The 22951-nt window shown below is 69.2% G+C and carries 17 protein-coding genes; 9 read left to right on the forward strand and 8 right to left on the reverse strand.

Annotated features, from left to right (window positions below):
• Positions 1 to 75: 75 nt before the first annotated feature.
• Entirely contained in the window at positions 76 to 1536 is a 1461-nt protein-coding gene (locus SACMADRAFT_RS25075) for an IniB N-terminal domain-containing protein (protein ID WP_009156663.1), read from the reverse strand.
• A 263-nt stretch (positions 1537 to 1799) separates the two neighbouring features.
• On the opposite strand from SACMADRAFT_RS25075, the gene SACMADRAFT_RS25080 reads away from it, so the two are divergent.
• Positions 1800 to 3038 (forward strand): Hsp70 family protein, encoded by a 1239-nt coding sequence (locus SACMADRAFT_RS25080; protein ID WP_009156664.1) that lies wholly within the window; start codon positions 1800 to 1802, stop codon positions 3036 to 3038.
• Complete coding sequence (locus SACMADRAFT_RS31540) at positions 3035 to 5449, forward strand: helix-turn-helix domain-containing protein (RefSeq protein ID WP_009156665.1); 2415 nt, start codon at positions 3035 to 3037, stop codon at positions 5447 to 5449. The genes SACMADRAFT_RS25080 and SACMADRAFT_RS31540 overlap by 4 nt, the downstream gene beginning before the upstream one ends.
• A 7-nt stretch (positions 5450 to 5456) precedes the next feature.
• On the opposite strand, the gene SACMADRAFT_RS25090 is transcribed toward SACMADRAFT_RS31540, so the two are convergent.
• The 3 genes from SACMADRAFT_RS25090 to SACMADRAFT_RS25100 form a co-directional block, all read right to left on the reverse strand.
• The gene (locus tag SACMADRAFT_RS25090) at positions 5457 to 6494 is read right to left on the reverse strand and encodes a LacI family DNA-binding transcriptional regulator (protein ID WP_009156666.1); all 1038 of its coding nucleotides are present in this window, start codon (positions 6492 to 6494) and stop codon (positions 5457 to 5459) included.
• 131 nt (positions 6495 to 6625) lie between these two features.
• Positions 6626 to 7099 carry a MarR family winged helix-turn-helix transcriptional regulator gene (locus SACMADRAFT_RS25095; RefSeq protein WP_040925888.1) on the reverse strand — a complete coding sequence of 158 codons (474 nt, stop codon included), beginning with the start codon at positions 7097 to 7099 and terminating at the stop codon, positions 6626 to 6628.
• Positions 7096 to 8349, reverse strand: coding sequence for an FAD-dependent oxidoreductase (locus SACMADRAFT_RS25100; protein WP_009156668.1), 1254 nt, complete (start codon positions 8347 to 8349; stop codon positions 7096 to 7098). Before SACMADRAFT_RS25100 ends, SACMADRAFT_RS25095 begins: the two co-directional genes overlap by 4 nt.
• A 356-nt stretch (positions 8350 to 8705) precedes the next feature.
• On the opposite strand from SACMADRAFT_RS25100, the gene SACMADRAFT_RS25105 reads away from it, so the two are divergent.
• Positions 8706 to 10451 carry a DUF2075 domain-containing protein gene (locus SACMADRAFT_RS25105; protein ID WP_332307181.1) on the forward strand — a complete coding sequence of 582 codons (1746 nt, stop codon included), beginning with the start codon at positions 8706 to 8708 and terminating at the stop codon, positions 10449 to 10451.
• Positions 10452 to 10467: 16 nt separating this feature from the next.
• Here SACMADRAFT_RS25105 and SACMADRAFT_RS25110 read toward each other — a convergent pair whose 3' ends face one another.
• Together SACMADRAFT_RS25110 and SACMADRAFT_RS25115 are read right to left on the reverse strand one after the other, a co-directional pair.
• Entirely contained in the window at positions 10468 to 11076 is a 609-nt protein-coding gene (locus tag SACMADRAFT_RS25110; RefSeq protein ID WP_009156670.1) for a GNAT family N-acetyltransferase, read from the reverse strand.
• Positions 11077 to 11092: 16 nt separating this feature from the next.
• Positions 11093 to 12016, reverse strand: a complete 924-nt coding sequence (locus SACMADRAFT_RS25115) for a LysR family transcriptional regulator (RefSeq protein ID WP_040926810.1) — start codon at positions 12014 to 12016, stop codon at positions 11093 to 11095.
• Positions 12017 to 12139: 123 nt separating this feature from the next.
• Here SACMADRAFT_RS25115 and SACMADRAFT_RS25120 point away from each other — a divergent pair, with 123 nt between their 5' ends.
• The 5 genes from SACMADRAFT_RS25120 to SACMADRAFT_RS25140 are packed head-to-tail and all read left to right on the forward strand — an operon-like array spanning position 12140 to position 17564.
• Entirely contained in the window at positions 12140 to 13285 is a 1146-nt protein-coding gene (locus SACMADRAFT_RS25120) for a 2-methylaconitate cis-trans isomerase PrpF family protein (RefSeq protein WP_232285466.1), read from the forward strand.
• A 14-nt stretch (positions 13286 to 13299) separates the two neighbouring features.
• Complete coding sequence (locus SACMADRAFT_RS25125; RefSeq protein WP_009156673.1) at positions 13300 to 14427, forward strand: type 2 periplasmic-binding domain-containing protein; 1128 nt, start codon at positions 13300 to 13302, stop codon at positions 14425 to 14427.
• An 18-nt stretch (positions 14428 to 14445) separates the two neighbouring features.
• Entirely contained in the window at positions 14446 to 16506 is a 2061-nt protein-coding gene (locus tag SACMADRAFT_RS25130; protein ID WP_232285467.1) for a tripartite tricarboxylate transporter permease, read from the forward strand.
• 3 nt (positions 16507 to 16509) lie between these two features.
• On the forward strand, positions 16510 to 17049 hold the full coding sequence (locus SACMADRAFT_RS25135) for an AbrB family transcriptional regulator (RefSeq protein WP_009156675.1): 540 nt from the start codon (positions 16510 to 16512) through the stop codon (positions 17047 to 17049).
• The gene (locus tag SACMADRAFT_RS25140; RefSeq protein WP_009156676.1) at positions 17046 to 17564 is read left to right on the forward strand and encodes an AbrB family transcriptional regulator; all 519 of its coding nucleotides are present in this window, start codon (positions 17046 to 17048) and stop codon (positions 17562 to 17564) included. The genes SACMADRAFT_RS25135 and SACMADRAFT_RS25140 overlap by 4 nt, the downstream gene beginning before the upstream one ends.
• A 22-nt stretch (positions 17565 to 17586) precedes the next feature.
• Here the strand turns inward: SACMADRAFT_RS25140 and SACMADRAFT_RS25145 are convergent, their stop codons facing one another.
• Entirely contained in the window at positions 17587 to 18285 is a 699-nt protein-coding gene (locus SACMADRAFT_RS25145; protein ID WP_009156677.1) for a GntR family transcriptional regulator, read from the reverse strand.
• An 87-nt stretch (positions 18286 to 18372) separates the two neighbouring features.
• On the opposite strand from SACMADRAFT_RS25145, the gene tcuA reads away from it, so the two are divergent.
• Positions 18373 to 19848, forward strand: a complete 1476-nt coding sequence (tcuA, locus tag SACMADRAFT_RS25150; RefSeq protein ID WP_009156678.1) for an FAD-dependent tricarballylate dehydrogenase TcuA — start codon at positions 18373 to 18375, stop codon at positions 19846 to 19848.
• Positions 19849 to 19924: 76 nt separating this feature from the next.
• Here the strand turns inward: tcuA and SACMADRAFT_RS25155 are convergent, their stop codons facing one another.
• The gene (locus SACMADRAFT_RS25155) at positions 19925 to 22777 is read right to left on the reverse strand and encodes a PQQ-dependent sugar dehydrogenase (RefSeq protein WP_009156680.1); all 2853 of its coding nucleotides are present in this window, start codon (positions 22775 to 22777) and stop codon (positions 19925 to 19927) included.
• Between the last annotated feature and the right edge of the window lie 174 nt (positions 22778 to 22951).

Below are 22951 nucleotides of genomic sequence, written 5' to 3' on the forward strand. Positions count from 1 at the left end.
TTAACTCTCCGCAGTGAAGGCTGGGCTCGTGATTTCACCGAGCCCAGCCTGTTATCACTCCGAAACCGCAGGTTGTCAGTGCCCGAGGTCCAGGTCACCAACACTCGGCGTGTCCGACAGCAACTGCTGGCCGGTGTCCGCCACACCGCCGAGCGGGCTGGAGCTGACGGCGTCGGTCACCTGGTCGGCGCCGGGCAGGTCCTGCGGGGCGGGCAGCGGGTTGGCCACCGGCAGGTCGGGCAGCGACGTCGGCAGGTCCACCGGCAGGTCGACCGGGAGGTCGGTGGGCACGTCGGCGGGAAGCTCGGCGGGCACGTCGACCGGCAGCGAGCCGGTCTCCGGGACGCTGCGCGCCACGTCAGCGGCGGTGGACGGCAGCTCGGTCGGCACGTCGACGGGCAGGTTGGCAGGCACGTCGGCCGGCAGGTTCGCCGGAAGGTCGGCGGGCAGGTTGGCCGCGTCCGGCACGTCGACCGGAGCGATGCCGCCCAGCGCCGCGCCACCGGAGGTCACGTAGGTGGCCAGCGTGCTCGCGGCCGCCTCGCTGCCCCTGCTCAGCGCGTCGGTGTCGAGACCCTCGGCGAGGTCACCCGTGGTGTCGAGCTCGGGGATGGCGGGCGCGGAAGGCGTGCCCGAGAACTCGACGCCGTAGGTGCCCAGCGGGGTGTCCAGCGAGCCACCCGCGACGAAGGAGTTCAGGGACGCGGCCCCGCTGCCCTCGACCGAGATCAGGTCGCTGTCGAGCGCCGCGCCACCGGCGATGCCGTCCGCGCTGGCCGCCGAGAAGGCGCCGAGGTCGGCCCGCTCGGAGTCGATCGCGAGGTCGCCGACAACGCCGTCGAGGCCCGCGTCGAGCATGCCGGTGCCGCTGGCGAAGTCGTTCTCGAACGAAGCACCGCCGCCGGAGCTCTCCAGGCCGACGCCACCGAGGCCCGCGAAGTGCCCCGCGACGGAGTCGACGCTGGAACCGATGTTGGCGCCGTCGGTGCTCAGCGAGCCGACCACCTCACCGGTGGCGACCTGGGTGGTCCACTCGATGGCGCCGGTGACGCCGTCGAGACCGCCGGTGCCGCCCGCGGCGAAGTCACCGAGGGCGGAGGTCATGCCGCCGTGGAACTCCGAGCCCTCCATGCCGCCGAGGCGCTCCATACCCGCCACGTCGGCCACGTTCTGCAGCTGCGCGATGGCGCCCTCGAGGCCGCCCGCGCCCACGGGCAGGTCCGCAAGCGAGCCCAGCGAGCCCGCGTCCGGCAGCTGGCCGTAGTCCATCACCAGCGGGATCACTTCCTGCACGTCCTGCGCGGTGATGTCGCCGAGCCCGGCGCAGCCGAGCGCGTGGGCGGGGTCGTCGGCGAACGCGGCACGAGCGGCGCTGTCGTTGAGCAGGTTCAGCACGAAGTCGTGCAGCGTCTGCTCCTGCGGCGCGACCTCACAGGCCTCGGAGCCCTGCTGGCCCTCCGGCGCGGTGGTGGCGGTGGCCTGCGGTGCGGGCTCGGCCACGGTCGCCTCCTGCGAGACCTGGCCCTCTTCCTTCATCAAGGGAAATCTCTCCTCGTTCGGCTATGTCTTGGGGCGAGCGCGTCCGGGGCGTGCTCGCCGCGGCAGACGTTATGAGTTCACCGAGTACGAGGGCATCGGGGATGGGTCCGGATCGTTACCCGCGTGGAACCCGGCCCGGATTAGGGGATTAGGGGATCGTGCCGTCGCGGCTTCGGGGGTGTTGTCCCCACACACCGCTTTGGTACGAAAGGACCCAACACTGGACCGCCGAAGCAACCGACCGTGAGGAAACGCCGCAGATGCGCTATGTGCTGGGCATTCACCTCGGCGCGACCCGTGCCACCGCGGCGGTGTCCAGGTACCAGGGGGGCCCGTGGGGCCCGCCCGAGGTGGTGACGCTGTCGGCCGGCGCGCCGTGGGTCGACGCCGTGGTGTACGTCTCCCGCGACGGCGACCTGCTGGTCGGCCAGGCGGCCCTGCACCGCGCGCCCGCCGAGCCGGAACGTATCGCCCGGTCCCCCCTACACCGAACGGGTGACCCAGTGCCGTTCGTGCTCGGCGACGTGTCGTACCCGGCCGAGTCGCTCGCCGCCGCGTTGATCGGCTGGGTGGCCGACAGGGTGGCCGAGGTGGAGGGATCGCAACCGGAGCGCATCGTGGTCACCCACCCGCCGAGTTGGTCGGCGTTTCGGCGCGGGCTGCTGCACGAGGCGCTCGACCAGGCGCAGCTGCCCGGCGTGCTGGCACTGCCCAGTCCGATCGCGGCGGCGGAGAGCTGCCTGTGGAACCAGGACATCGAGGTGGGCAAGGCCGTCGCGGTGTGTGCGATCGGCGGGGAACACGTCGAGACCGCCGTGCTGCGCAGGGGCCCGCTGGGGTTCGAACTGCTCAACCACGCGGGCGGCGAGGCGGCGGCCGGTTCCCAACTCGACGATTTGCTGATGCGCCACGTGCTGCCGCGCGCGGGAATCGACGAGAACGACCCCGGCGCCATGGCGCGGCTTCGATCCGCCTGCATCGCCGCCAAGGAGCGGCTTTCCCAGGTTCCCGAGGTGATCGTGACCGAGGAGGTCTATCTCAACCGCGAGGAGTTCGAGCACCTGGCGAGGCCGGTACTCGGTGCGGCCGTGAGCAGGCTGGAACGGCTGGCGTCCACCGTCGCACCCGAACAGCTGGCGTGCGCGACTCTCGCCGGTGGCACCGCCCGCATCCCCCTTGCCACGCGACTGGCGCAGACTATGCTTTCGTGCCCTGTCGCGGTCGACGAGGACCCCGGCACCGCGCTGTGCCGAGGTGCCGCGCTCGCCGCGCAACCACGGCACGAACCCGCACCCGAGCCCGCACCGGCGGAGACCTCAGGCACGCTCGTCACGGGCAGCCACGAGCTACCCGCCGTGTTCGGGCAGGCCGACGAGGAGCTCGAACCGCCGCCACCACGGCCGCCGGTGGAGATCACTCCACTCGAGCCACCGAAGCGGCGGTTCTCCCTCGCCCGCAAGGGCGGCTCCTCGACAACCGAACGAGACGAGGACCGTTGATCGCAACGCACTCCGACATCGTGCTCGACGATCCGACGCGCGAGCTGTGCGCTGCCGTCGCGAGCGGGCGGCTCAAGCCGGCAAGGCTCGCGATCGTCGCGCCGGGTGGTTACGGCAAGACGGCAGTACTGGACCAGCTCGCCCTCGGTTGCGAGCGCGGCGGCGTTCCTACCGCCCGCTTCGGCGAGCACGACGGAGCCGAGCTGGTGCTCGTCGACGACGCCCACGAACTGGCGGAGCCGCAACTGGCGCGGCTGCGCGAACTCGCTGAGAACGAACGCACCGGGCTGGTGATCGCCACCCGGCCCTGGCCGAGGTCGGCGGACCTCAACGGCGCGCTGGCACGGCTACGCGGCCAACTCGTACTGCGGCCACTCGACCGCCAGCGGGTCGCGGCGCTGCTCGGCAAGGAACGCGCGGGGCTGGCCGAGTTCGTGCACAAGCAGACCGGCGGGGTTCCCGGCTTCGTGACCCGGCTGGCCACCGCCATCGGTGAGGAACCGGAGATTCCGGCACGCGCGCTGGCGGAGTTTCGGCCCGAACTCGACCGGCTCGGTCAGGACACGCTGCTGCTCCTGCTCGCCGCGAGGGCGGGCTCGGGACTGGACGCCGACCTGCTGGGCGGGTTGCTGGGCCGTGACCACGCGGGTGTCGCCGATGCCGTGGACGCCGCGCGAGCGACCGGACTGCTCGCCCATGACGGCGCACTGCTGCCGATCGCGGCGCGAGCGCTCGACGCGCTGGTGCCTGCCGACCGCAGGTTGGCCGTGTCGCAGCGGCTCGTCCGGCTGCAGCTGCGGCGGGCCGGTCCGGTCCTCACGCTCGTCCGGCCGTTGCTCGGCAGCGGCTACACCGGCACAGAGGCCGCGGCCGCGTTCGAAGCCGCGGCGGCCGAAGCGGCCGACACCGATCCTGCGCTGGCCGCCAGGCTGCTCTCCGCCGCTGTCGACGCGGGCAGGTCGCCGACGGCCGTCGGGGCCCGCTGGGCGGAGGCCGCCGCCCGCACCGGCGATCTGGACACCGCGCTGCGGCTGGCCGACCAGGTGATCGCCGACCCGCAGGCGCCCGAGCGGGGCCAGGCGGCGCTGACGGCAGGCACCGCGCTCGTGCACCGCGGTCAGCTGGCGCGAAGTGCCGAACTGTACCGCTGGTCGGCGACGGAATTGTCCGAGCTGTACGCCGTGCTGTGCCTGGTCGGCACGGGCAGGCTCGACGAGGCACGAGCGGTTCGTCTCGAACCCGGCAGCGCACAGCCGCCGACGCTGTTGTCCGGCGCGATGTCCGCCATGGCGCGTGGCGTGCTGGAGTCGGTGACCGGTGTCGCGTCGGGCGCGCTGTCCACACTGGTCAACGCGGCGGAGATGCTGGAGCCCGCAGGCGGCTCACCGCTGCTGCCGGAAAGCCCTTCCGCGCTCGGCGCACTGGTGGGTATCCACTGTGGTGAGTTGGAGATCGCGCAGGCCCTGCTGGAACGCGCGATCGCCGCCGAGTCGGGTGGCCGAGTGTTGGCGAACCGGCACCGGCTGCTGCTCGCCTGGATCGCGATGGTTCGTGGCGACACCGAGCTCGCGACGCAGCGGCTGGCAACGGTGGAGTCCGACCTCACCCCGAGGGACTGGCTGTTCGCGGTGGGGCTTCGGGCAGGACTCGCCCGCAGAGCCAGCGACCTCGCCGGGTTGCGCACGATCTGGGGCGAGGCGTGCGAGGCGGTGATGCGCCACCGGGTGGATGTGTTCACGTTGTTGCCGTTCGGGGAGTTCGTCGTGGCCGCGGCGAGGCTCGGCGATCGCGACCGGCTCGCCCTCCACGTCAGGCAGGCAGGCGAGCTGCTGCACGCGCTCGGCGACCCACCACTGTGGAGCACGCCGCTGCACTGGAGCGGGCTGCATGCGGCGATCATGGCAGAGCAGCAGGCGGAGGCGCGCGAACATGTCGCGGCGCTGGCGAGCGGGGCCGACCACAGTCGCTACCACGCCGTCGTCGCCGAGGCCGCGGCATGCTGGCTCAACGTGCTGACCGGCGCCGTCGACCCGCAACGGGTCGAGGCCGCGGCGAAGGGACTGCACGGCGTGGGGCTGTGGTGGGACGGTGCCCGGCTGGCCGGGCAGGCCGCGATCAGGACCACCGACCGTGCCGCGATGGTGTCCCTGCTCGACTGCGCGCGGATACTGCAGGGGCGGTCGAGCGCGGGCTCGGCGACGCCGGGCCGCACACCCGCGCTCAGCGAGCGGGAGCGGCAGGTCGCCGAGTTGGTGGTGGCGGGCATGACCTACAAGCAGGTCGGAGACCGGCTTTTCATCTCGGCGAAAACGGTGGAGCACCACATGGCCCGCATGCGGCAGCGGTTGGGAGCCACCAGCCGCAGCGAGTTGCTGGCGCAGCTGCGCGGCATTCTCGCCGAGGAGTCGTGATGCCCGGTTACGGCCGTGGCCGTGCCGAGGTGGTGGACTCGCGGATCACCAGTTCCGGCCGCAGCCGCCGGGAGGCGACCTGACCGCCGCGCAGCAGTTCGCCGAGCAACTCCAGGCCGATTCGGCCGATCCGGTGCATCGGTGAGCGCACCGTGGTCAGTGGCACGGGCAACTCGGCTGCGATCGCAGTGTCGCCGAATCCGGCCACGGCGATGTCGGTGCCCACCCGGATGCCGCGGTCTCGAAGCGCGCCGACAGCGCCGAGCGCCGCGGCGTCTGTCACCGCGAACACGGCGGACGGTGGGCGCGTGGCCTGATCGAGCAGTCGTGCGGTGGCCTCGTGCCCGCCGCGCTCGTCGAACGCGCAGTGGGTGAACCGGTGCGTCGGCAGCTCGATGCCTGCGTCGGCGTAGGCGTCGAGGAAGCCTTGTGCGCGGTCGATCCCGGTGCTGGCGTACGGCCGGCCCGCCACCACCGCCACGTCGGTGTGGCCGAGGCCGAGCAGGTGGTCGGCGACCATCCGGCCGCCGACGTAGTCGTCACAGGTCACCGCGGGATACCCGGCCGCACGCCGATTGACGAGCACGAACGGTGTGCCGCGCGCGGAGATCTCGGCGAGCAAGGCACCGTCCACAACGGCGTCACCGAAGATGATGCCGTCCACCCGCTGGCCGAGAGCCAGTTCGGCGCGGGCCCGCCGCAGGGCGGGCACGTCCTTGGTGCTGGTGATGATCGTCGACAGGCCCCGCTCGCCCGCCGCCTCCTCGATGCCCTCGCAGATCGCCGCCAACACGGTGTCCGACAGCCGGGGCACGAGCACCGCGACGAGGTTGCTGCGCTTGGTGCGCAGGCTGCTGGCATGCGGGTTGGGCCGGTAGCCGAGTTCGTCGGCCAGCTTTCGGACTCGTCGGATCGTCGCGCTGGACGCCGCGCGCTGGGTTTCGCCAGGCTTGGCGTGCAGCACGCGGGAAACGGTCGAGACGTGCAATCCCAACCGATCGGCGAGCGTGCGAAGCGTCACCGGGGGGTCGCTGACCTCGCCCACGCCACCGCTCCCGCCTTTGGTTCGACCGGCATTCGACGATCAGCCGGGGACTCGATCGAGTTCCCACGTGCTTGGCGCGCAGCGTACCCAAACGTTTCTGGTCCGATATGGACGAGGTCGGCGCCAAGAGCTCACGGGATGTCGCTGTCGCGAAGAACGTTCAGTTGCGCGAGGTAGGCCTCGCTCATCCGGTCGTAGTGATCGGCGAGGAAATCCAGTTCTTCGGTGGTGCAGTCGGCCACGACCTGCTCGACCTGCTCGCCGTATCGCGCATACAGTTGCCTGCCCCGGTCGACCTTCTCAGGCACGGGCGTGACGATGACCCTGCGCCGGTCGGCGGGATCGCGCTCGGTGGTGATGTAGCCTGCGCGTTCCAGCCGGCGAAGCATTCCGGTAACGGCTCCGGTGGTGAGCTTGGTCTGATCCGCCAGCCGGCCCGCCGTGGCCTGTCCTGCTTCCATGAGGAAGTCCAGGCATTCCATGTCGGTCACGGTCAGGTCCAGCTTGGCCGCGATCGCGAACCGGAACATCACCGACAGCCGGGACGACTCCCTGCCCGCGCGCATGAAACGCTCCATCGCGCGCCTGCGGGGGGCAGCGTTCACACCGTTTCCGGCACCGTCACCCGGTGCAGCTTCGGCAGTACGCGCATCATCAACCATTTCTGTATTCCATCAGTCGTCAGGCGGCGCATCATGGCTGCCGCGCTGTCGACGGCCTTGAAAGCGTAACGCTGCATCTCGGTCTGGTATGCGGCGACCGCGGCCGCCACCGAGGTGCCGTTGGCCTGGCTGTCGAGCAGCTTGCGACCCAACAGGGCCGCGTCTTGCAAGGCGGTGTTGCCGCCGTGGGCACCGAACGGCGGCATGGCGTGAACCGCGTCGCCCAGCAGCGTGGCACGGGGCAAGGACCATGTCGTCGGCCGCTGTCCGACGACGAACCTGCTCAACACCGTCGCGTCGTCGTCGGCGGTGTCGATCAACCTCGCGATGAGCGGGTGGAATCCGTGGGCGAGCCGGGCGGCGAGCGTGCGCAGGCCAAGCGGGTCGGCACGGATCTCCTCGGGTACCTCCGCTGTGTGGAGCGTGAGTCCCCACATGACGTAGTCATCGCAGGGCGGCGGCTTGTGGTCCGGGGCGAGCCGGTCGAACACCGCTTGCGGCGGTTCGGGAAACCGCATCGAGGTGAAGAAGAACGAGCGGCCAGGCGCCTTTCCCAGCGCCAGTACGCCGCTCGTTCTCAGCACGTCCGGGACCACCTGCTTGCCGTGCTGCTCCAGTGGCGTCCGCCCGTAGATCCCGGCCAGCCCGGCACTGACGGGCTCACCACCGGGCGCGATCCGCGCGCGCAACGCCGATCCGATACCGTCAGCACCGACCACAAGCGAGGCCCGCACCGAAGTGTCGTCGGCGAATTCCAGCAGCAGTTCGTCACCGTCCTCCTGCCGCAAGCTGGCGGCAGCCTTGCCGTAGTGGACGCGGTCGTCGAGCCCTACGAGCAGGCTCGATCGCAGTACTTGCCGATCCAGCTGCCGCCCGCCATCCGGGGTGCTGCGAAAGGTGAGCTTGAAGGCGTCACGAAGGCGCTCGTCGGTGAACCGGAAGTGTCCGCCGGGCTCACCGCCGGTCGCCAGCACCAGTTCGTACAACCGCGGCGGAAGGCTCGCCCGTAACGCCGCGAGGCCGTGTTCGTCCGCGGTGATCCGGTAGCCCTGCCGCCGGACGAAGGGGCCCGGGTCCTTCTCGTAAACGTGCACGTCGACGCCTGCCCGCGACAGGTACTGCGCCAAACACAAACCCGACAGTCCCGCGCCGACGACGGCCACCGGCCCGAGCGCACCATTCGATGATCCCATGAATTTACCTTAGTCACTAAGATAATTTTGGGCAAGTCAGACTCGGTTCCACGACGGTCGAGTCGCCGCACTACGACCCCGTGTGAAGAGACGGCGGCTGCGCCCATTAACCTTGCGGCTCGAGATCGCGGCTCGACGGGCACCGAAGTAGCCACTTCGTCGCTGCCCCCACCCGCGCGTGAAACACGCGTGCCCAGTGGGGGTTGGAAGTGGCGCTCGTTCGCCGAAGCGCGGCAGACCTGCGACGTGAAGCGAACGCCGACCGGTTGCACACCTTGCTGTCGGAGCAGGCGAAGTTCCAACTCGACGCACGGGTGGGAATCGGCGAGGTGCGGTCCTGGCGACGAAGCCTCCCCGTGCTGCTGGCAGACCTCGCCGACGCTGGTCTAGGACACGTCGAGGTTCTTCTCGAACACCGGTTGCCGCACAGCCCCAAGCGCGTCGACGCCGTTATCTGCGGTACTCACCCAAGAACCGGCGAGCCGAGCTATGTGCTCGTGGAGCTGAAGCAGTGGTCCAGCGCGGAACTCGTCGCCTACGACCTGGTCCGCGTTCCCGGCTACGGTGCTGACACCCTGTTGCACCCCGTCGAACAGGTGCGCGCCTACTGCCAGTACCTCATCGACTCGACACCGGCCCTCGCCACGCGGCCCCATTTGGTACATGGCATCGCCTACCTGCACAACGCCCAGGAATCAGGCATAGCGTCGCTGAAGCAGCACGCACCGAGTGAGCACGGTCGACTCTTCACGCTGGAGGACAGGGCCGAACTGATAGAGCATCTGCGAGCTGTTCTCGACCGCGAAGGCAGCCGCACAGCCGCACTCGCCTCGGCCGACGACTTCCTGAACTTCCATCATGCTCCGTCGAAGCCACTACTGAACCTCGCGGCCAAGGAGATTCAGGAGCGAGAACAGTTCATTCTGCTCGATGAGCAGAAAGTAGCCTATGAAATCGTCATGCGGGCGCTGCACAAGGCTCGCGCAGCAAGCACGAAGACCGTCGTGGTCGTTCTCGGCGGACCCGGCTCGGGAAAGAGCGCCATCGCATTGAGCCTTGTCGGCGAGCTCGCCCGAAGCGGACGCCCAGTGCACCACGCGACGGGCTCCAGCGCGTTCACCAACACCATGCGCAAGATCGCTGGTAGGCGGAACCGACGGGTACAGGGACTGTTCAAGTACTTCAACAACTACACCGCGGCCGAGCCTCGGGAACTCGATGTGCTGATCTGTGATGAAGCGCACCGGATTCGCGAGACGAGCGTCAACCGATACACCAGAAGGGAAGTCCGCGAGCGTGCGGGCCGACAGATCGACGAACTGATAGACGTGGCGTCGGTCCCGGTCTTCTTGCTCGATGAAAACCAGATCGTTCGGCCAGGCGAGATGGGCTCGCTCGACGAGATCACCGCCGCTGCCGAGGCGAGAGGGTGCGAGCTCGAAGTCGTCCACCTCCACGGACAGTTTCGCTGTGGCGGGTCGACCGCGTTCGACACCTGGGTCGCTCGCCTTCTCGGCCTGGAACCACTGCCGCCGCTGCCCTGGAGCCAACTCGCCTTGCCGCTCGACGACGAGTTCGTGGTCATCAGCGCCGAGTCTCCGCAAGCCATGGAGTCCTGGCTACTGATGAAGCAGGCCGAGCACGGCGGGACCGCGCGGATGGCAGCAGGCTATTGCTGGCCGTGGAGCGACCCGATCATGGCGGACAGCGGCAAGTGTCTCGTCGAAGACGTGGTGATCGGCGACTGGAAGCGACCCTGGAACGCCAAGCCTGACAAGCGAGTTCCGGACGCGCCCGAATCATACTACTGGGCATCCGACGAGCGTGGCTTCGGCCAGGTCGGCTGCATCTACACGGCGCAGGGGTTCGAGTACGACTGGGCGGGAGTGATCTTCGGCCCCGACTTCGTTCGCCGGGACGGGCGGTGGGTGGCGCGGCGAGGGCATTCCCACGATCCCGCGGTCAAGAAGGCCGGGGAACTGCAGTTCGCCGGCCTCATCCGCAACACCTACAAGGTTCTGCTGACGCGCGGCATGCGAGGCGTCTGCCTGTATTCCACCGACGAGGAAACCCAAGCGTTCCTGGCTGAGATGGCGCGCTGACAGGCCGGTTCGGAGATCATCCGGGCAAGTCCCGCTGCCAGCTTTCGCGGGTCAGCGCGTACTCCACGTCTCCGTGCTCGGCGCCCTCGATCGGTTCGGGCCACGCCTGGTGGAACGTACGAACCAGCCGTAGCCCCGCCTTCTCCAGCACCCGCCGGGATGCGGTGTTGACCGCCATCGTGGTCGCGACCAACCGTTGCACGCCGAGCGCGGCGAAGGCGTTGTGAACCAGCGCGCGGGCCCCTTCGGTCGCATACCCCCTCCCCCACACCGCGCGGCGGAGCCGATATCCCAGTTCGATCCCGCCGTCGAGGCCGACGCTGCTCGCGGGCCGCAAGCTGAACCAACCCAGGAAGCTGCCACTGGCCAGTTCGGTGGCGGCGAAGCAGCCGTGCCCGTCCGGAAGTTGGTCGTACTCACGCAGGATCGCGGGCAGGGTCCGCTCAACCACGACGGTGGGCGGCACCGGCCGCCCGTCATCGAGGTAGCGCATCACCTCCGGGTCGCCGTGCAGGGCCGCCAGCGATTCCGCGTCGGCCGCCGTGAAGCGGCGCAGCCACATCCGGCGGGTTCGCAGCACCCCGCCCGAGGCGGGCGAGCATCCGCTCGCACTGTTCACCGTCACGGCCGTCCATTCGCGCTCAGCACCCGACTGTTCCGTTGCGGCCGAGATCGAGGATCACGTCGGCCATCGCCTGCTCGGCCGGGGTCACCACGCGAGAAGCCAACCGGGCGAGCAGGATGCGGCGGCTCGGCGCGTAACCGTCCAGCCGCAGCACCCGCACGTCGGCGCGCAAGTTCGCCAGGGCGAGCCTCGGCGCCAGCGCGATGCCCATGCCGACAGCGACCATCGCCTGCGCCTCCTGGTAGTCGTTGGCTTCGAAGGCGACCGACGGCTCGAACCCCGCGGCATGCGCGGTGCGCGACAGCACCTCCGCCACCGGGTGGTTGTCACCACGGATGATCCAGCTCTCGTCGGCGAGTTCGGCGACGTCCACCGACTCCCGACCGGCGAGCCGGTGCGACTGCGCCACCACGAGCGCCGTCGGGTCCTCGGTCACGACCTTCAGTTCCAGCGAGTCCGCCGTGATGCGTGACCACTCGTACTCCCACAAGAACGCCAGCTCCACGCTGCGGCGGTCGAGCAGATCGAGCAACTGCCTCAGCCGTGCGCTGTGCACGGACAACCGCACACCGGGGTAGGCGCGGCGAAATCCGGTAACCGCGAGCGGCAGCAGCGACGAGGCGACCGTTGGAAAGGTGCCGAGTCGAAGCGATCCTTGTCGTAGGCCCGCGATGTCGTCGAGCCTCACTCGCAGTGCCTCGAGGTTGCGTTCGATGGCGAGCGTGTGCTCCACGATGACGCGGCCCGCCTCGGTGAGGCTGACGCCCCTGTGATGCCGGTCGAGCACGGGCTGCCCGACGTCACTCTCCAGCCGCCGGATCTGCTGCGAGACGGCCGACGGCGTGTACGCGAGCGCGGCGGCCGCGGACGTCATGGACCCGTGGCGGGCGACCTCGGCGAGTAGCCGCAGCCGGACCAGGTCCAGGGGCGCGTTAAGCATGGCTTCATTCTGCATGCACGAATCGCCGCTTGTGCTTACCTCACCCGCTGGACACCATTAGCACGCAAAGCGCGTTCAGATTGCATTCAATGTGAGGTGACAGTGCGTGTTCCGGCAGTGCTGATGCGTGGAGGGACCAGCCGTGGCCTGTTCTTCCACGACCGGGACCTCCCGAGCGAGAAGGCCCTGCGTGACGCTTTCATCCTCGCCGCCTACGGCAGTCCCGACGCCGACCGGCGCCAGGTCGACGGGATCGGTGGCGCGACGTCGAGCACCAGCAAGGTGGCCGTCATCTCCGACGGCAGTCACCAGGGCGTCGACGTCCTGTACGAGTTCGGGCAGGTGTCCATCGACCACGCCCTCATCGACCGCCGGGGCAACTGCGGCAACCTGTCGTCGGGAGTCGGCCCCTTCGCCGTGGATGAAGGCCTGGTCGAGCCGACCGAGCCGGTGACACGTGTGCGCATCCTCAACGTCAACACCGGCAAGGTCATCGTCGCGCATGTGCCCACCAGCAACGGCCGGTTCGACCCGGCAGGCGACTTCGCGCTGCCCGGCGTTCCCGGCACCGGCTCGCGGATCAGGCTGGACTACGAGGACCCTGCCGGAGCCGTCACCGGCGCGCTGCTGCCCACTGGCAGCCCGAAGGACGAGCTCACGGTTCCGGAGCTGGGAACGATCCCGGTGTCGATCGTGGACGCCGCCAACCCGCTGCTGTTCGTGCCGTGGGACGCGCTGGGCCTGAAAGGGACCGAAACTCCCGACGAGATCGATTCCGACCCGGCACTGCTCGCCCGGATCGAAGCGGTGCGCTCCCACGGCGCGGTCCTGGCCGGGATCACCGAGACGCCGGAGGAGGCGACCGCGCGGACACCGTCGGTGCCGAAGTTGACTTTCGTTGGTACGCCGCGAGATTACCTGCTCACCGACGGTGCACTACAGAGCGGCGAGGGCACGACCGTGCGGGCCGCGATGATGTCGATGGGTAGGGTTCACCGATCGTATGCGCTCACGGGCGGCATCTGCACGGCCGTCGCGGCAGGCATTCCCGCAACCCTGGTCGCCGAGGCGGCCGGTGGCGCGAGCGGTGACTGCCTCATCGGACATCCTGCCGGAGTCCTGCCGCTTAGCGCGGATGTGCGGCAGGAAGGCGACGGGTGGCGGGTGGCCTCGGTGACCGGATACCGCACGGCCAGGCGGCTCATGGAAGGCACCGTGCTCGTGCCGGGCCGGTGGGTGGACAGCCGACTCGATGTCGTGAAGCGATAAGGAGACACACAGTAATGAAACGAACAACGATGTTCGGTTCGCGGACCAGGGTCGTGCTGGCGGCGATGGCAGCCGTCGGGCTCGCGGCCGGATGCTCGAACCCGCAGGGGCTGGGCAGCGGTGGAGGCGAGGCGTCTTCGGACATGCCGGCCAGGACCGAGTTGGTCATTCCCTACTCGGAGGGTGGCGGTACCGATACGTGGGCGCGGTTCCTCGCCCCGTATCTCGAAAAGCACGTCGCGGGCAACCCCTCCTTCACACCGAAGAACGTGCCGGGCGGTGAGAGCATCACCGGCTCCAACCAGTTCGTGCAGAGCGGCGGCAAGGACGGCAGCCAGGTCCTTGTCACCTCCGGCACCACGTACTTCCAGGCCCTGCTCGGCCGCAGCGAGGTCCGGTTCGACTTCACCAAGATGCGGCCGCTGATCCTCAACGGCACCGGCGGTGTCATCTACACCTCACCGAGCACCGGCATCCGGTCGGCCAAGGACCTCGCCGACGCGAAGAAGCCGCTCGGCTACGGCGGCATCAGCGCCACCGGCCTCGACCTCACGATGCTGCAGGCCTTCGACGTGCTCGGGATCGACCTCGACGCCACATTCGGTTTCGAGGGTCGCGGCCCGGCGCGGCTGGCTTTCGAACGCGGCGAGGTCAATGTGGACTATCAGACCACCTCCGCCTACCTGACGCAGGTAAAGCCGCTCGTCGACGAGGGCAAGGCGATCCCGCTGATGTCGTTCGGCATCCTGAAGGACGGCGAGATCGTTCGCGACCCCAATGTGCCGGACCTACCCACGGTCGAAGAGGTCTACCAGCAACTGCACGGCAAGGCACCGAGCGGCGCCGCGTACGAGGCGTACCGCGCGTTCCTCATCCCGGGCTATGTCTACCAGAAGGGCCTTTGGGCCAACGAGGGCACACCGGAGAAGATCGTCCAGTCCTACTGGGATGCCGTGGACAAGATCAGCAACGACGAGAAGTTCGCCTCCTCCAGCGAGGACGTGCTCGGCGGATACCCGCTGTACTCCGGCAAGGAAGCCGAGGAGGAGCTGCGGAAGGCGTTCCGGATCGACCCCGCGGTTCGTAAGTACACATTGGACATGCTGAAGCAGTCGTACGGCGTCACGCTCGAGGGCAACTGACACCAGCCTCCGCCGCCGGTGAGCCTGCCCTTCGGGGCGCTCACCGGCGGTGGCGCGACAGCAGCAGTCCTCCCCGTAAAGGACACCTCTTCCATGCTCGACGCGGCACTGAGCGCACTCGGCGCTCTGCTCGATCCCACAACGCTTGCCTTCCTGCTGGCGGGCGTGCTGGCAGGCCTGGTCATCGGCATCATCCCGGGGCTTGGCGGTACCGGAGCGGTCGCCATCCTGCTCCCGTTCGTGTTCATCATCGAGCCACACCAGGCACTCGCGCTGATCGTCGGCGCGGTGGCCGTGGTGCACACCTCCGACACCATCTCCTCAGTGCTCATCGGCATACCCGGCTCGGCGTCGGCGACCGTACTGATGCTCGACGGTCACGAGATGGCCAAGCAGGGTCAGGGCGCGCGAGCGCTCGCCATCGCGTTCCTTTCCTCGATGGCGGGCGGCCTGCTCGGCGCGGTCGGGTTGACCCTGTCGATACCGCTGGCGCGCCCACTCGTGTTGAACCTCGGCTCGCCGGAACTTTTCATGCTCACGGTTCTCGGCATCTCGCTGGCGGCGCTGCTGTCGCGGGGCAACATGCTCAAGGGCCTGGTGGCGGGAGCCTTCGGGCTGCTGCTGGGCGAGGTCGGCGCGGCGCCCGCTGCGGCCGACTACCGGTTCACGTTCGGCACGCTGTTCCTCAACGAGGGCCTGGACCTGGTGGCCGTCGCGCTCGGGATCTTCGGCATCGCCGAAGTGGTTTCGCTGGTTGCCCGCAAGACCAGCGTCGCTGCCGGTTCGGGTATCGGCTCGGGCTGGGGCATCGGGCTGCGTGACGTGTTGCGGCACTGGACGCACGTGCTTCGCGGGGCCTTCGTCGGCATCTGGGCCGGCGTACTGCCAGGCATCGGTGCGACGGCGGGCACGTGGATGGCCTACGGCCAGGCCCGCGCCACCGCGCGGAAAAAGGGCAAGAACAAGTTCGGCAAAGGTGATCCACGCGGCATCATCGCACCGGAAAGCGCGAACAACAGCGTCGAAGCGGGCGATTTGATCCCCACCCTGCTGTTCGGCATTCCCGGTGGTGCCCCCGCCGCGCTGCTGCTCGGCGCGTTGCTGGTGTTCGGTATCGAACCAGGGCCGCGGATCATCACCGATCACCTGGACATCGTTTACACGATCGTATGGGCGTTCGCGCTGGCGAGCGTCATCGGTGCCGCACTGTGTTTCCTGTTCAGCTTCCCGCTGGCCAAGCTCAGCTTCGTGCGATTCCCCGTGCTGGCGGGCGGGCTCATCGTCATCCTGTTCACCAGCGGGTTCCAGGAGTCGCAGCAGATCGCCGTGCTGCAGATCATGCTGCTGCTCGGCGCCATCGGCTGGTTGATGAAGTCGACCGGATTCCCGAGGGCGCCGTTCCTCATCGGGTTCGTGCTGAGCGTGCCGCTTGAGCGCTACTACTACCTGACCGCGAACCTGTACTCGTTCTCCGAGTGGGCACTTCGGCCGGGTGTGCTGGTGATGGCAGCAGTGCTGGTGGTTCCGTTGATACTGGCCGCGCTGCGCTGGGCGAAGGCCCGTGCCGGGCGCAGTGGCGGCGGATCCGCCGACGACGGCGACGCCGAGGGCACGCAGGCACCCCGAACCTGGGAAATGACTGTCACCGGCGGTTTCCTCGTGGTGTTCGTCGGCGGGCTCGTGCTCGCGCAGGGCTACAGCGAGCAGGCGCGACTGGTGCCGACACTGGTGTGTGTGCTGGGCACCGCCCTTGCGGCCCTCGCGCTCACCGTGCAGGTGTACCGTCGCCGAACGCGTGGCCGCGATGACGTGGTTGCAGCGGCGTGGCGGCAGGAACTCGGTTGGGTCGCGCACGCGTTCGGCTGGCTGGTCGGCTTCGTCGTGCTCGTCTACGTGCTGGGACTGCTGCTCGCCGCGCTGGTGTTCGTTCCGGTGTTCCTGCGGCTGGTCGCGCAGCTGCGGCCACGCGCGATCGCGATCTACACGGTCGCACTGCTCGGTGTGCTGGTCGCGTTGCAGACCTTCGCCGACATCGCCCTGCCTGTCGGGTACCTGACGCCCGCGATACTGGTGGCGTAGCAGGTGAACCGCTCTGCAGGACACCGATGGTGGGCGGACGCGGGCCGACTCGCGCAGTTGCTGACGGGCGCGCTGGCGGGCGCGGCCGTGTTCAGTCTGCTACGCATTCCCGCGGCGGTGCTCGTCGGCTCCGTCGTGGGCAGCGCTGTCGCGAACCGCGTCCGCACAGCCGAGTTTCGGCACCCGGCGGTCGGCAGGGGCGTCCGTACGGTGGCGCTGGTGGTACTCGGCTCGGTCGCGGGTGCCCGGCTCGACACAACCACGTTGCACCGGATCGGCGCTCTCGCACTGCCGCTGGCCTGCGGGATCGCGCTGCTGCTCGCGCTGGAGGCGGGGCTGGCGGCGCTGCTCATCGCCCGCTACCGCATCGACCCGGTCACCGCGCTGCTTTCCTGTGCCCCCGGCGGGGTCAGCGAGATCGCGTTGACCGGCAGGGACCTCGGTGCGCGGATGGGTGTGGTGTTGGCCGTGCACATGACGCGCGTGCTGGCCGTGGTGCTGGTGGTGCTGCCCGTTCTGGTCGCCTGGTCGGGGGCGCGGTGAGCGGGGGGATAGCACTGGTGCTGCTGTCCGGCGCCGCGGGCGCCGCGCTGGCACGCCTGCTGCGGCTGCCGTTCTGGCCGCTCATCGGCTCGATCGCCGGAGCAGCCACGGCACGGCTCGTCTCGGGTGCCGATATCCAACTGCCGACTCCCTGGCAGGTCACCGCGCAACTGCTCGCCGGGACGGTCGTCGGCCTGACGATCAAGCCGGGAGTGCTGCGAGAGCTGCGGTCCGTCCTGCTGCCCGGCCTCGTGGTCGTACTCGGACTGATCGGCTTCGGCGTCGGTTGGGGGATTCTGATCGGCTACGCCAGTTCGACCGACGTACCCACGGCCGTCTTCGGCATGGTGCCAGGAGGTGTCGGCGAGATGCTGGCGTCGGCGACGGCCGTGGGTGCCGACGCCGCCGTCGTGGCCGCCATGCACGTGGTGCGGCTGCTCGTGGTGCTTTCAACGCTTCCGCTGTTGCTGCGCCTGGCGCGGGCCTTCGCGAGGCGGTGGGGCAGTGCGGGCTGAACCGACCGTACGGCGGCTGCCGTCACTCACCGAGCATCACCGAAAGCCGAATCTCCCGCGCCCGGCGCATGTGCGCCTTGGCCAGCCGCTCGGCGCTCACGCCGTCGCGCTGTTCGACGGCACGCACCACCGCATCGTGCTCGGACAGCACTTCCTCGGCCCTTCCGGGGTGACCCAGCGTGGACGCCGGGAGCCTTCTCACGGCGTGTTCCACCTGGCCGAGGAACCGGCCGAGGTAGGAGTTGCCGGTCGCGTCACGCAACGCCCGGTGCCACTCCAGGTTCAGCCGGTAAAGCTGGGCAGTGTCGGACTCCGCGGTCGCGGCCTTCATCCGGGAGCCGATCTCGTCGAGCCGCTCGACCAGCCCGGCGGGGCAGCGTACGGCCGCCAGTCGCGCGGCGAGCCCTTCCAGGTTCTCCCTGACCACGTAGAGCGCCAGGACGTCCTCCAGCGACAGCGGCGCCACGGTGGTGCCATGGTGCGCGGTCTTGATGACCAGGCCTTCGTCGGCGAGCCTGCGCATCGCCTCGCGCACCGGCGTGCGGCTCACCTCGAAGGCGCCCGCGATCTCGTCCTCACGCAGCCACGTCGTCGGTGTGAGGAACCCGTCGAGTATGGCCTCCCGCAGCGCCTCAGTGACCGCGTCGGTCGTTCGCCCCCGGTGGGTACCCGGCACGAGGTAGCGCTTGAGGTCCTTGTCGTGGTTACGCGCCGTGGTCACGACACACACGATACCTGGGGTTCGCCGCTGGTCGGCAACTTGAGTACAAACTGCCCTATATTGAATGCAATTTGAATGCGAGGCACCATGCACTCTCGGAAGGTCATAGTCGTCGGAGCAGGCAACGCGGCCCTGTGCGCAGCCCTGTCGGCACGAGAACAGGGAGCGGAGGTACTGGTGCTCGAGCGCGCGCCCAAGCCGCTGAGCGGCGGCAACACCGCCTTCACCGCCGGTGCCATGCGAGTCGCCTACAACGGGGTCGAGGACCTCCGTCGCCTGATGCCCGACCTCACCGACGAGGAGATCGCCACCACCGACTTCGGGGCCTATCCGACGGAGTCCTTTCTCGACGACCTGGCACGGGTGACCGAGTACCGCACCGATCCCGACCTCGCCGCGCTGCTCGTCGAACGCAGCATGCCCACGCTGCTGTGGATGGCGGGCAAGGGTGTGCGGTTCGTGCCCATCTACGGCAGGCAGGCCTTCAAGGTCGACGGCAAGTTCAAGTTCTGGGGCGGGCTGACCGTCGAGGCCTCGGGCGGTGGTCCAGGACTGGTGGAGGCGTTGACGAAGGCGGCGCTGCGCGAGGGCGTTCGCGTCGAATACGGCGCCCGCGCGGTGTCACTGCTGCACGACAGCGGCGGCGTGCACGGCGTCAGCATCCGGCAGGCAGGGCAGGCACGGGACGAGCCTGCGGACGCGGTGGTGCTCGCCAGCGGCGGATTCCAGGCCAACACGGAGATGCGCACCAAGTATCTCGGCCCCGCATGGGACCTGGCGAAAGTACGCGGAACGAAGTTCAACACCGGCGACGGCATCCGCATGGCGCTGGAGGCGGGGGCCAGCCCGGTGGGGAACTGGTCCGGTTGCCACGCGGTCGGGTGGGAACTGAACGCACCCGAGTTCGGCGACCTGTCCGTGGGCGACAACTTCCAGAAGCACAGCTACCCATGGGGCATCATGGTCAACGCCCACGGCAGGCGCTTCGTGGACGAAGGCGCCGACTTCCGCAACTACACCTACGCCAAGTACGGGCGGCGCATCCTGGAACAACCCGGCCACTTCGCGTGGCAGATCTTCGATCAGCAGGTGAGCCACCTACTGCGCGACGAGTACCGCATCCGCCAGGTCACCAAGGTCACCGCCGACACACTCGAGGAGTTGGCCGGCAAGTTGGACGGGGTCGACGCCGACGGCTTCCTCGCCGAATTGTTCGCCTACAACGCCGCCGTCGACACCGACACCCCGTTCAACCCCAACGTCAAGGACGGGCGGCGCACCCACGGGCTCGCGGTGGACAAGACCAACTGGGCCAACCGCATCGAGCGGGGGCCGTTCGAGGCCTACGCGGTGACGTGCGGGATCACGTTCACCTTCGGTGGGGTGCGGATCAACACCGACGCGGAGGTGCTCGACACCGACCTTGCCCCCATTCCGGGGCTGTACGCGGCCGGAGAACTCGTGGGAGGCATCTTCTACTTCAACTACCCCGGTGGCAGCGGCCTCACCAACGGTTCGGTGTTCGGCCGGATCGCGGGCAGCGGAGCGGGACGAGCCCGCTGACCGTGCCGGTGTTGCGGCAGGCGGACGTGCGGGAGGGCCGTGGCCACACCCGGCCACGGCCCTCCTGGCGGCTCACTCAGTACCTGCGGTCGGTGACCGCTCCGGTCGAGGAGTTCCACACGATGTAGCCGCGCTGGAAGTTGCCCCGCCTGCCGATGTTCACCGAGAACTCGTCCGTCGTCGGGTAACCGAGGTAGGACCGTTCCCAGCCGAGCGCGCGCCAGCGGCTACGAATCGCGCCGTACACCGAGTGCGCTCCGGTGCTCGGCGTCCAGTACACCGAGGCTGCCTTGGAGAAGTGGTTGTACCGACCGACGCCGTCCGGCGTCACCGACTCGTCCGTCGTCGGATAACCGAGCCTGCCGCGTTCCCAACCCATCGCGCGCCAACGGCTCCTGATCGCACCCCACACTCCATGTGCGCCGGTGCTCGGCGTCCAGTACACCGACGCCGCTTTCGAGAAGTGGTTGTACCGACCGACGCCGTCCGGCGTCACCGACTCGTCCGTCGTCGGATAACCCAACGGCCCACGTTCCCAACCCAGCGCCGCCCAACGCTGCCGGATCGCACCCCAGATCCCGTGCGCACCCGTTTCCGGCGTCCAGTACACCGACGCGGGAAGCCCGACGGTGCGACCCTCGAAGTGGTTGTACCGGCCGGCCCCGTCGGGTGTGGTGCGCTGGTCCGTCGTCGGCGCACCCAAGGCGCGGTGCGCGCCGAGGCCGACGTACTTGTCCGCGAGCGGGCCGTGCACCTCGTGCGTGCCCGCGGGCTGCGTCCAGTAGAGGCGGCCGTTCTCGTAGGTGCGGTAGTACACGCCACCCTCGATCACCTCGGGACCGGTCGGCTCGCCGAGCACGGATCTGACATCCGGGTCGGACGCGTAACGCTGAGCGACCGGGGTGGAGTACAGCGCGGTGAGCACGACGTCGGCGTCGGCCATCTCGAAGGTTCGCACCCGCTCCGAGGAGCCGTCGGCCCATTCGGCGAACTCCGACACACCGTCCAGCGCCACAGCCGCCGCCGAAACGCTGACCTGCGCGCCCTCGGTGACCTGCGTGGCGCTGCGCCCGGTGCTCGAGCCGCCCCCGCCGCCCTCGCTGGCGATTTCCAGCGCGGCGGGCACGTTGCTGTCGAGCGCGAGCCGGTGCTCCCTCGGCCACGCGGTGTAGGTGAAGGTGGTGGCGACCCCCTGGCTGTCCGTCGCGGTCGCCGTGAACTCCATCCGGGAGTCCGGATGGTCGGTGAACGGCTGCTCGAACGTGGAACCGTCCGCCGATTCGGTCGGGTGGGCGTGACAGGTGGCTTCCTCGGGACAGTGCAGCACCGTCGCCTGCCAGTGCACGCCCAGCGGACCGTCTTCGGCGTCGGTGGCCGTCGCGTTGAGCCGCACCGGCTCTCCGACGGCGAACGTGCGGTCGCCGGGAGTCTGCGCCTCGATCACCGGTGTGTGGTTACCCGGCACCACCGTCACCTGCGTGCTCGAAGACGCGCCGAGCGAGTCGGTGACGGTCAACGTCGCGGTGAACCGCTCCGTTCCCTCGGCATAGGTGTGCCTCACGTTCGGGCCGCTCGCGGTCTGCCCGTCCCCGAAATCCCAGTGGTAGGTCAGCGGGTCGCCGTCGAAGTCGTGAGAGCCCGCAGCATCGAAGGTGACCGTTCGGGTCTCCGGATCGGTCGTCGTGGTCGCCTTGGCCACAGGAGCCTGGTTGCCGTCGGTGTAGGTCAGCCGCTTCAGGGTGCCGGAACCGATGTCGGCGTAGACGATGTCACCGTTCGGTGCGGCCGCGAAACTCACCGGCCTGCCCACCCCGGTACCCAGCGGCGGACTCTGTGGCCCCTGCGTCAGCCGTCCCTGCCCGTCGTAGTGCACCGACCACAGCTTCTGGTGGGTGTAGTCACCGAAGAAGTAGGCACCCCGGTAGGCCTGGGGATAGCTGTTGCCCGTGTAGACGATGCCGCCGGTGAAGCTGTTGGCGTTGTCGGTGCCGCTGCCGTGCGGCATCGCGACGAGCGGTTCGGTGTTGCCCACCCCCGCGCACTGCGGCATGTCCCGGTAACCCGGTGTGGGTTCGCGTGCTTCCCAGCACGGCCAGCCGTAGTTGCGACCCGGCTGAACGACGTCGATCTCTTCCCAGGCGTTCCAGCCGACGTCGCCGACCACCGGCAGCCCGGTTCGTGGGTCGAGCGACAGCCGGAAGGGGCTTCGGAACCCGCTGGCGAACACCTTGCTCCGCGTGGCATCCGGGTTCGCCGCGTCGTAGTACGGGTTGCTCGCGACACCGCTGCCGTCCGCGGTGATGTGGAGGATCTTGCCCTGTGCCGCGTTGGGGTCGAGGGCGCGCAACGCGAGCGGGTCCGCCCGCGTGTAGCTGGCGTTGTCTCCGATGGACACCCACAGGGTTCCGTCGTCGGCCGGTTCGATCCCGGTCATGGCATGTACGTTGCTGTCGCCCGGCAGTCGCAGCAGCGGCGTCTCGGCCGCCAGCCCGGTCGGTTCCGAGCCGGTGACCGTCCACCTTGACAGCCGCAGTTCGAAGGCACCGCCCGCGGTGGGTACGGAGCGGGCGAGGTAGATGTGCCGCGACGAAGCGTAGTCGGGCGCGACGGCCAACCCGACGAGCCCGAGGTCCTGTTCGGCGAGGACGGGTAGCTTGGCCAGCGTGCGGCTCTGCCCAGTGGTGGAGACCCATGCCACGGTGCCGCTCTTGCCGGTACTGAGCACGCTGCCGTCCGGCAGGTAGGCGAAGTCGGTCAGGTCACCGGCCTGCTGCCCGCTCGGCAGGTCACGCAGTGCGAAACCGGCAGGCAGGACGGGTTCGGCCGAGGCGGGTGGGGCGGCGACGACCGAGGCCAACCCGATGCCGACCAGACCGGCGATGAACAGCGCGAGCGCGCGCGCGAACAGGCGATTGCCCTCGAAGCACATGCCGTAACCTTCGCTTCGCGGGGCCAAAACGTTTCCGTTGACACGCGACTTGATACGACCGTGACCCCATCGGGTGTTCACGGAAACACGACCGAGTTTGGTCCGAACACGCTGTGCCCACACTCGATCGTCAGTTGCTTTCCAGTTCCGAGCCATTTCCGTCCACATCCGACA

The sequence above is a fragment of the Saccharomonospora marina XMU15 genome, from assembly GCF_000244955.1.
GTDB classification, from domain to species: Bacteria; Actinomycetota; Actinomycetes; order Mycobacteriales; family Pseudonocardiaceae; genus Saccharomonospora_A; species Saccharomonospora_A marina.

Bases quoted from the DNA above. Each gene is read 5' to 3' on its own strand.
- SACMADRAFT_RS25155 (WP_009156680.1), bottom strand. From the start codon at position 22,777: ATGTGCTTCGAGGGCAATCGCCTGTTCGCGCGCGCGCTCGCGCTGTTC.
- SACMADRAFT_RS25100 (WP_009156668.1), bottom strand. From the start codon at position 8,349: ATGGGATCATCGAATGGTGCGCTCGGGCCGGTGGCCGTCGTCGGCGCG.
- SACMADRAFT_RS25075 (WP_009156663.1), bottom strand. From the start codon at position 1,536: ATGAAGGAAGAGGGCCAGGTCTCGCAGGAGGCGACCGTGGCCGAGCCC.
- SACMADRAFT_RS25080 (WP_009156664.1), top strand. From the start codon at position 1,800: ATGCGCTATGTGCTGGGCATTCACCTCGGCGCGACCCGTGCCACCGCG.
- SACMADRAFT_RS25115 (WP_040926810.1), bottom strand. From the start codon at position 12,016: ATGCTTAACGCGCCCCTGGACCTGGTCCGGCTGCGGCTACTCGCCGAG.
- SACMADRAFT_RS25120 (WP_232285466.1), top strand. From the start codon at position 12,140: ATGCGTGGAGGGACCAGCCGTGGCCTGTTCTTCCACGACCGGGACCTC.
- tcuA (WP_009156678.1), top strand. From the start codon at position 18,373: ATGCACTCTCGGAAGGTCATAGTCGTCGGAGCAGGCAACGCGGCCCTG.
- SACMADRAFT_RS25125 (WP_009156673.1), top strand. From the start codon at position 13,300: ATGAAACGAACAACGATGTTCGGTTCGCGGACCAGGGTCGTGCTGGCG.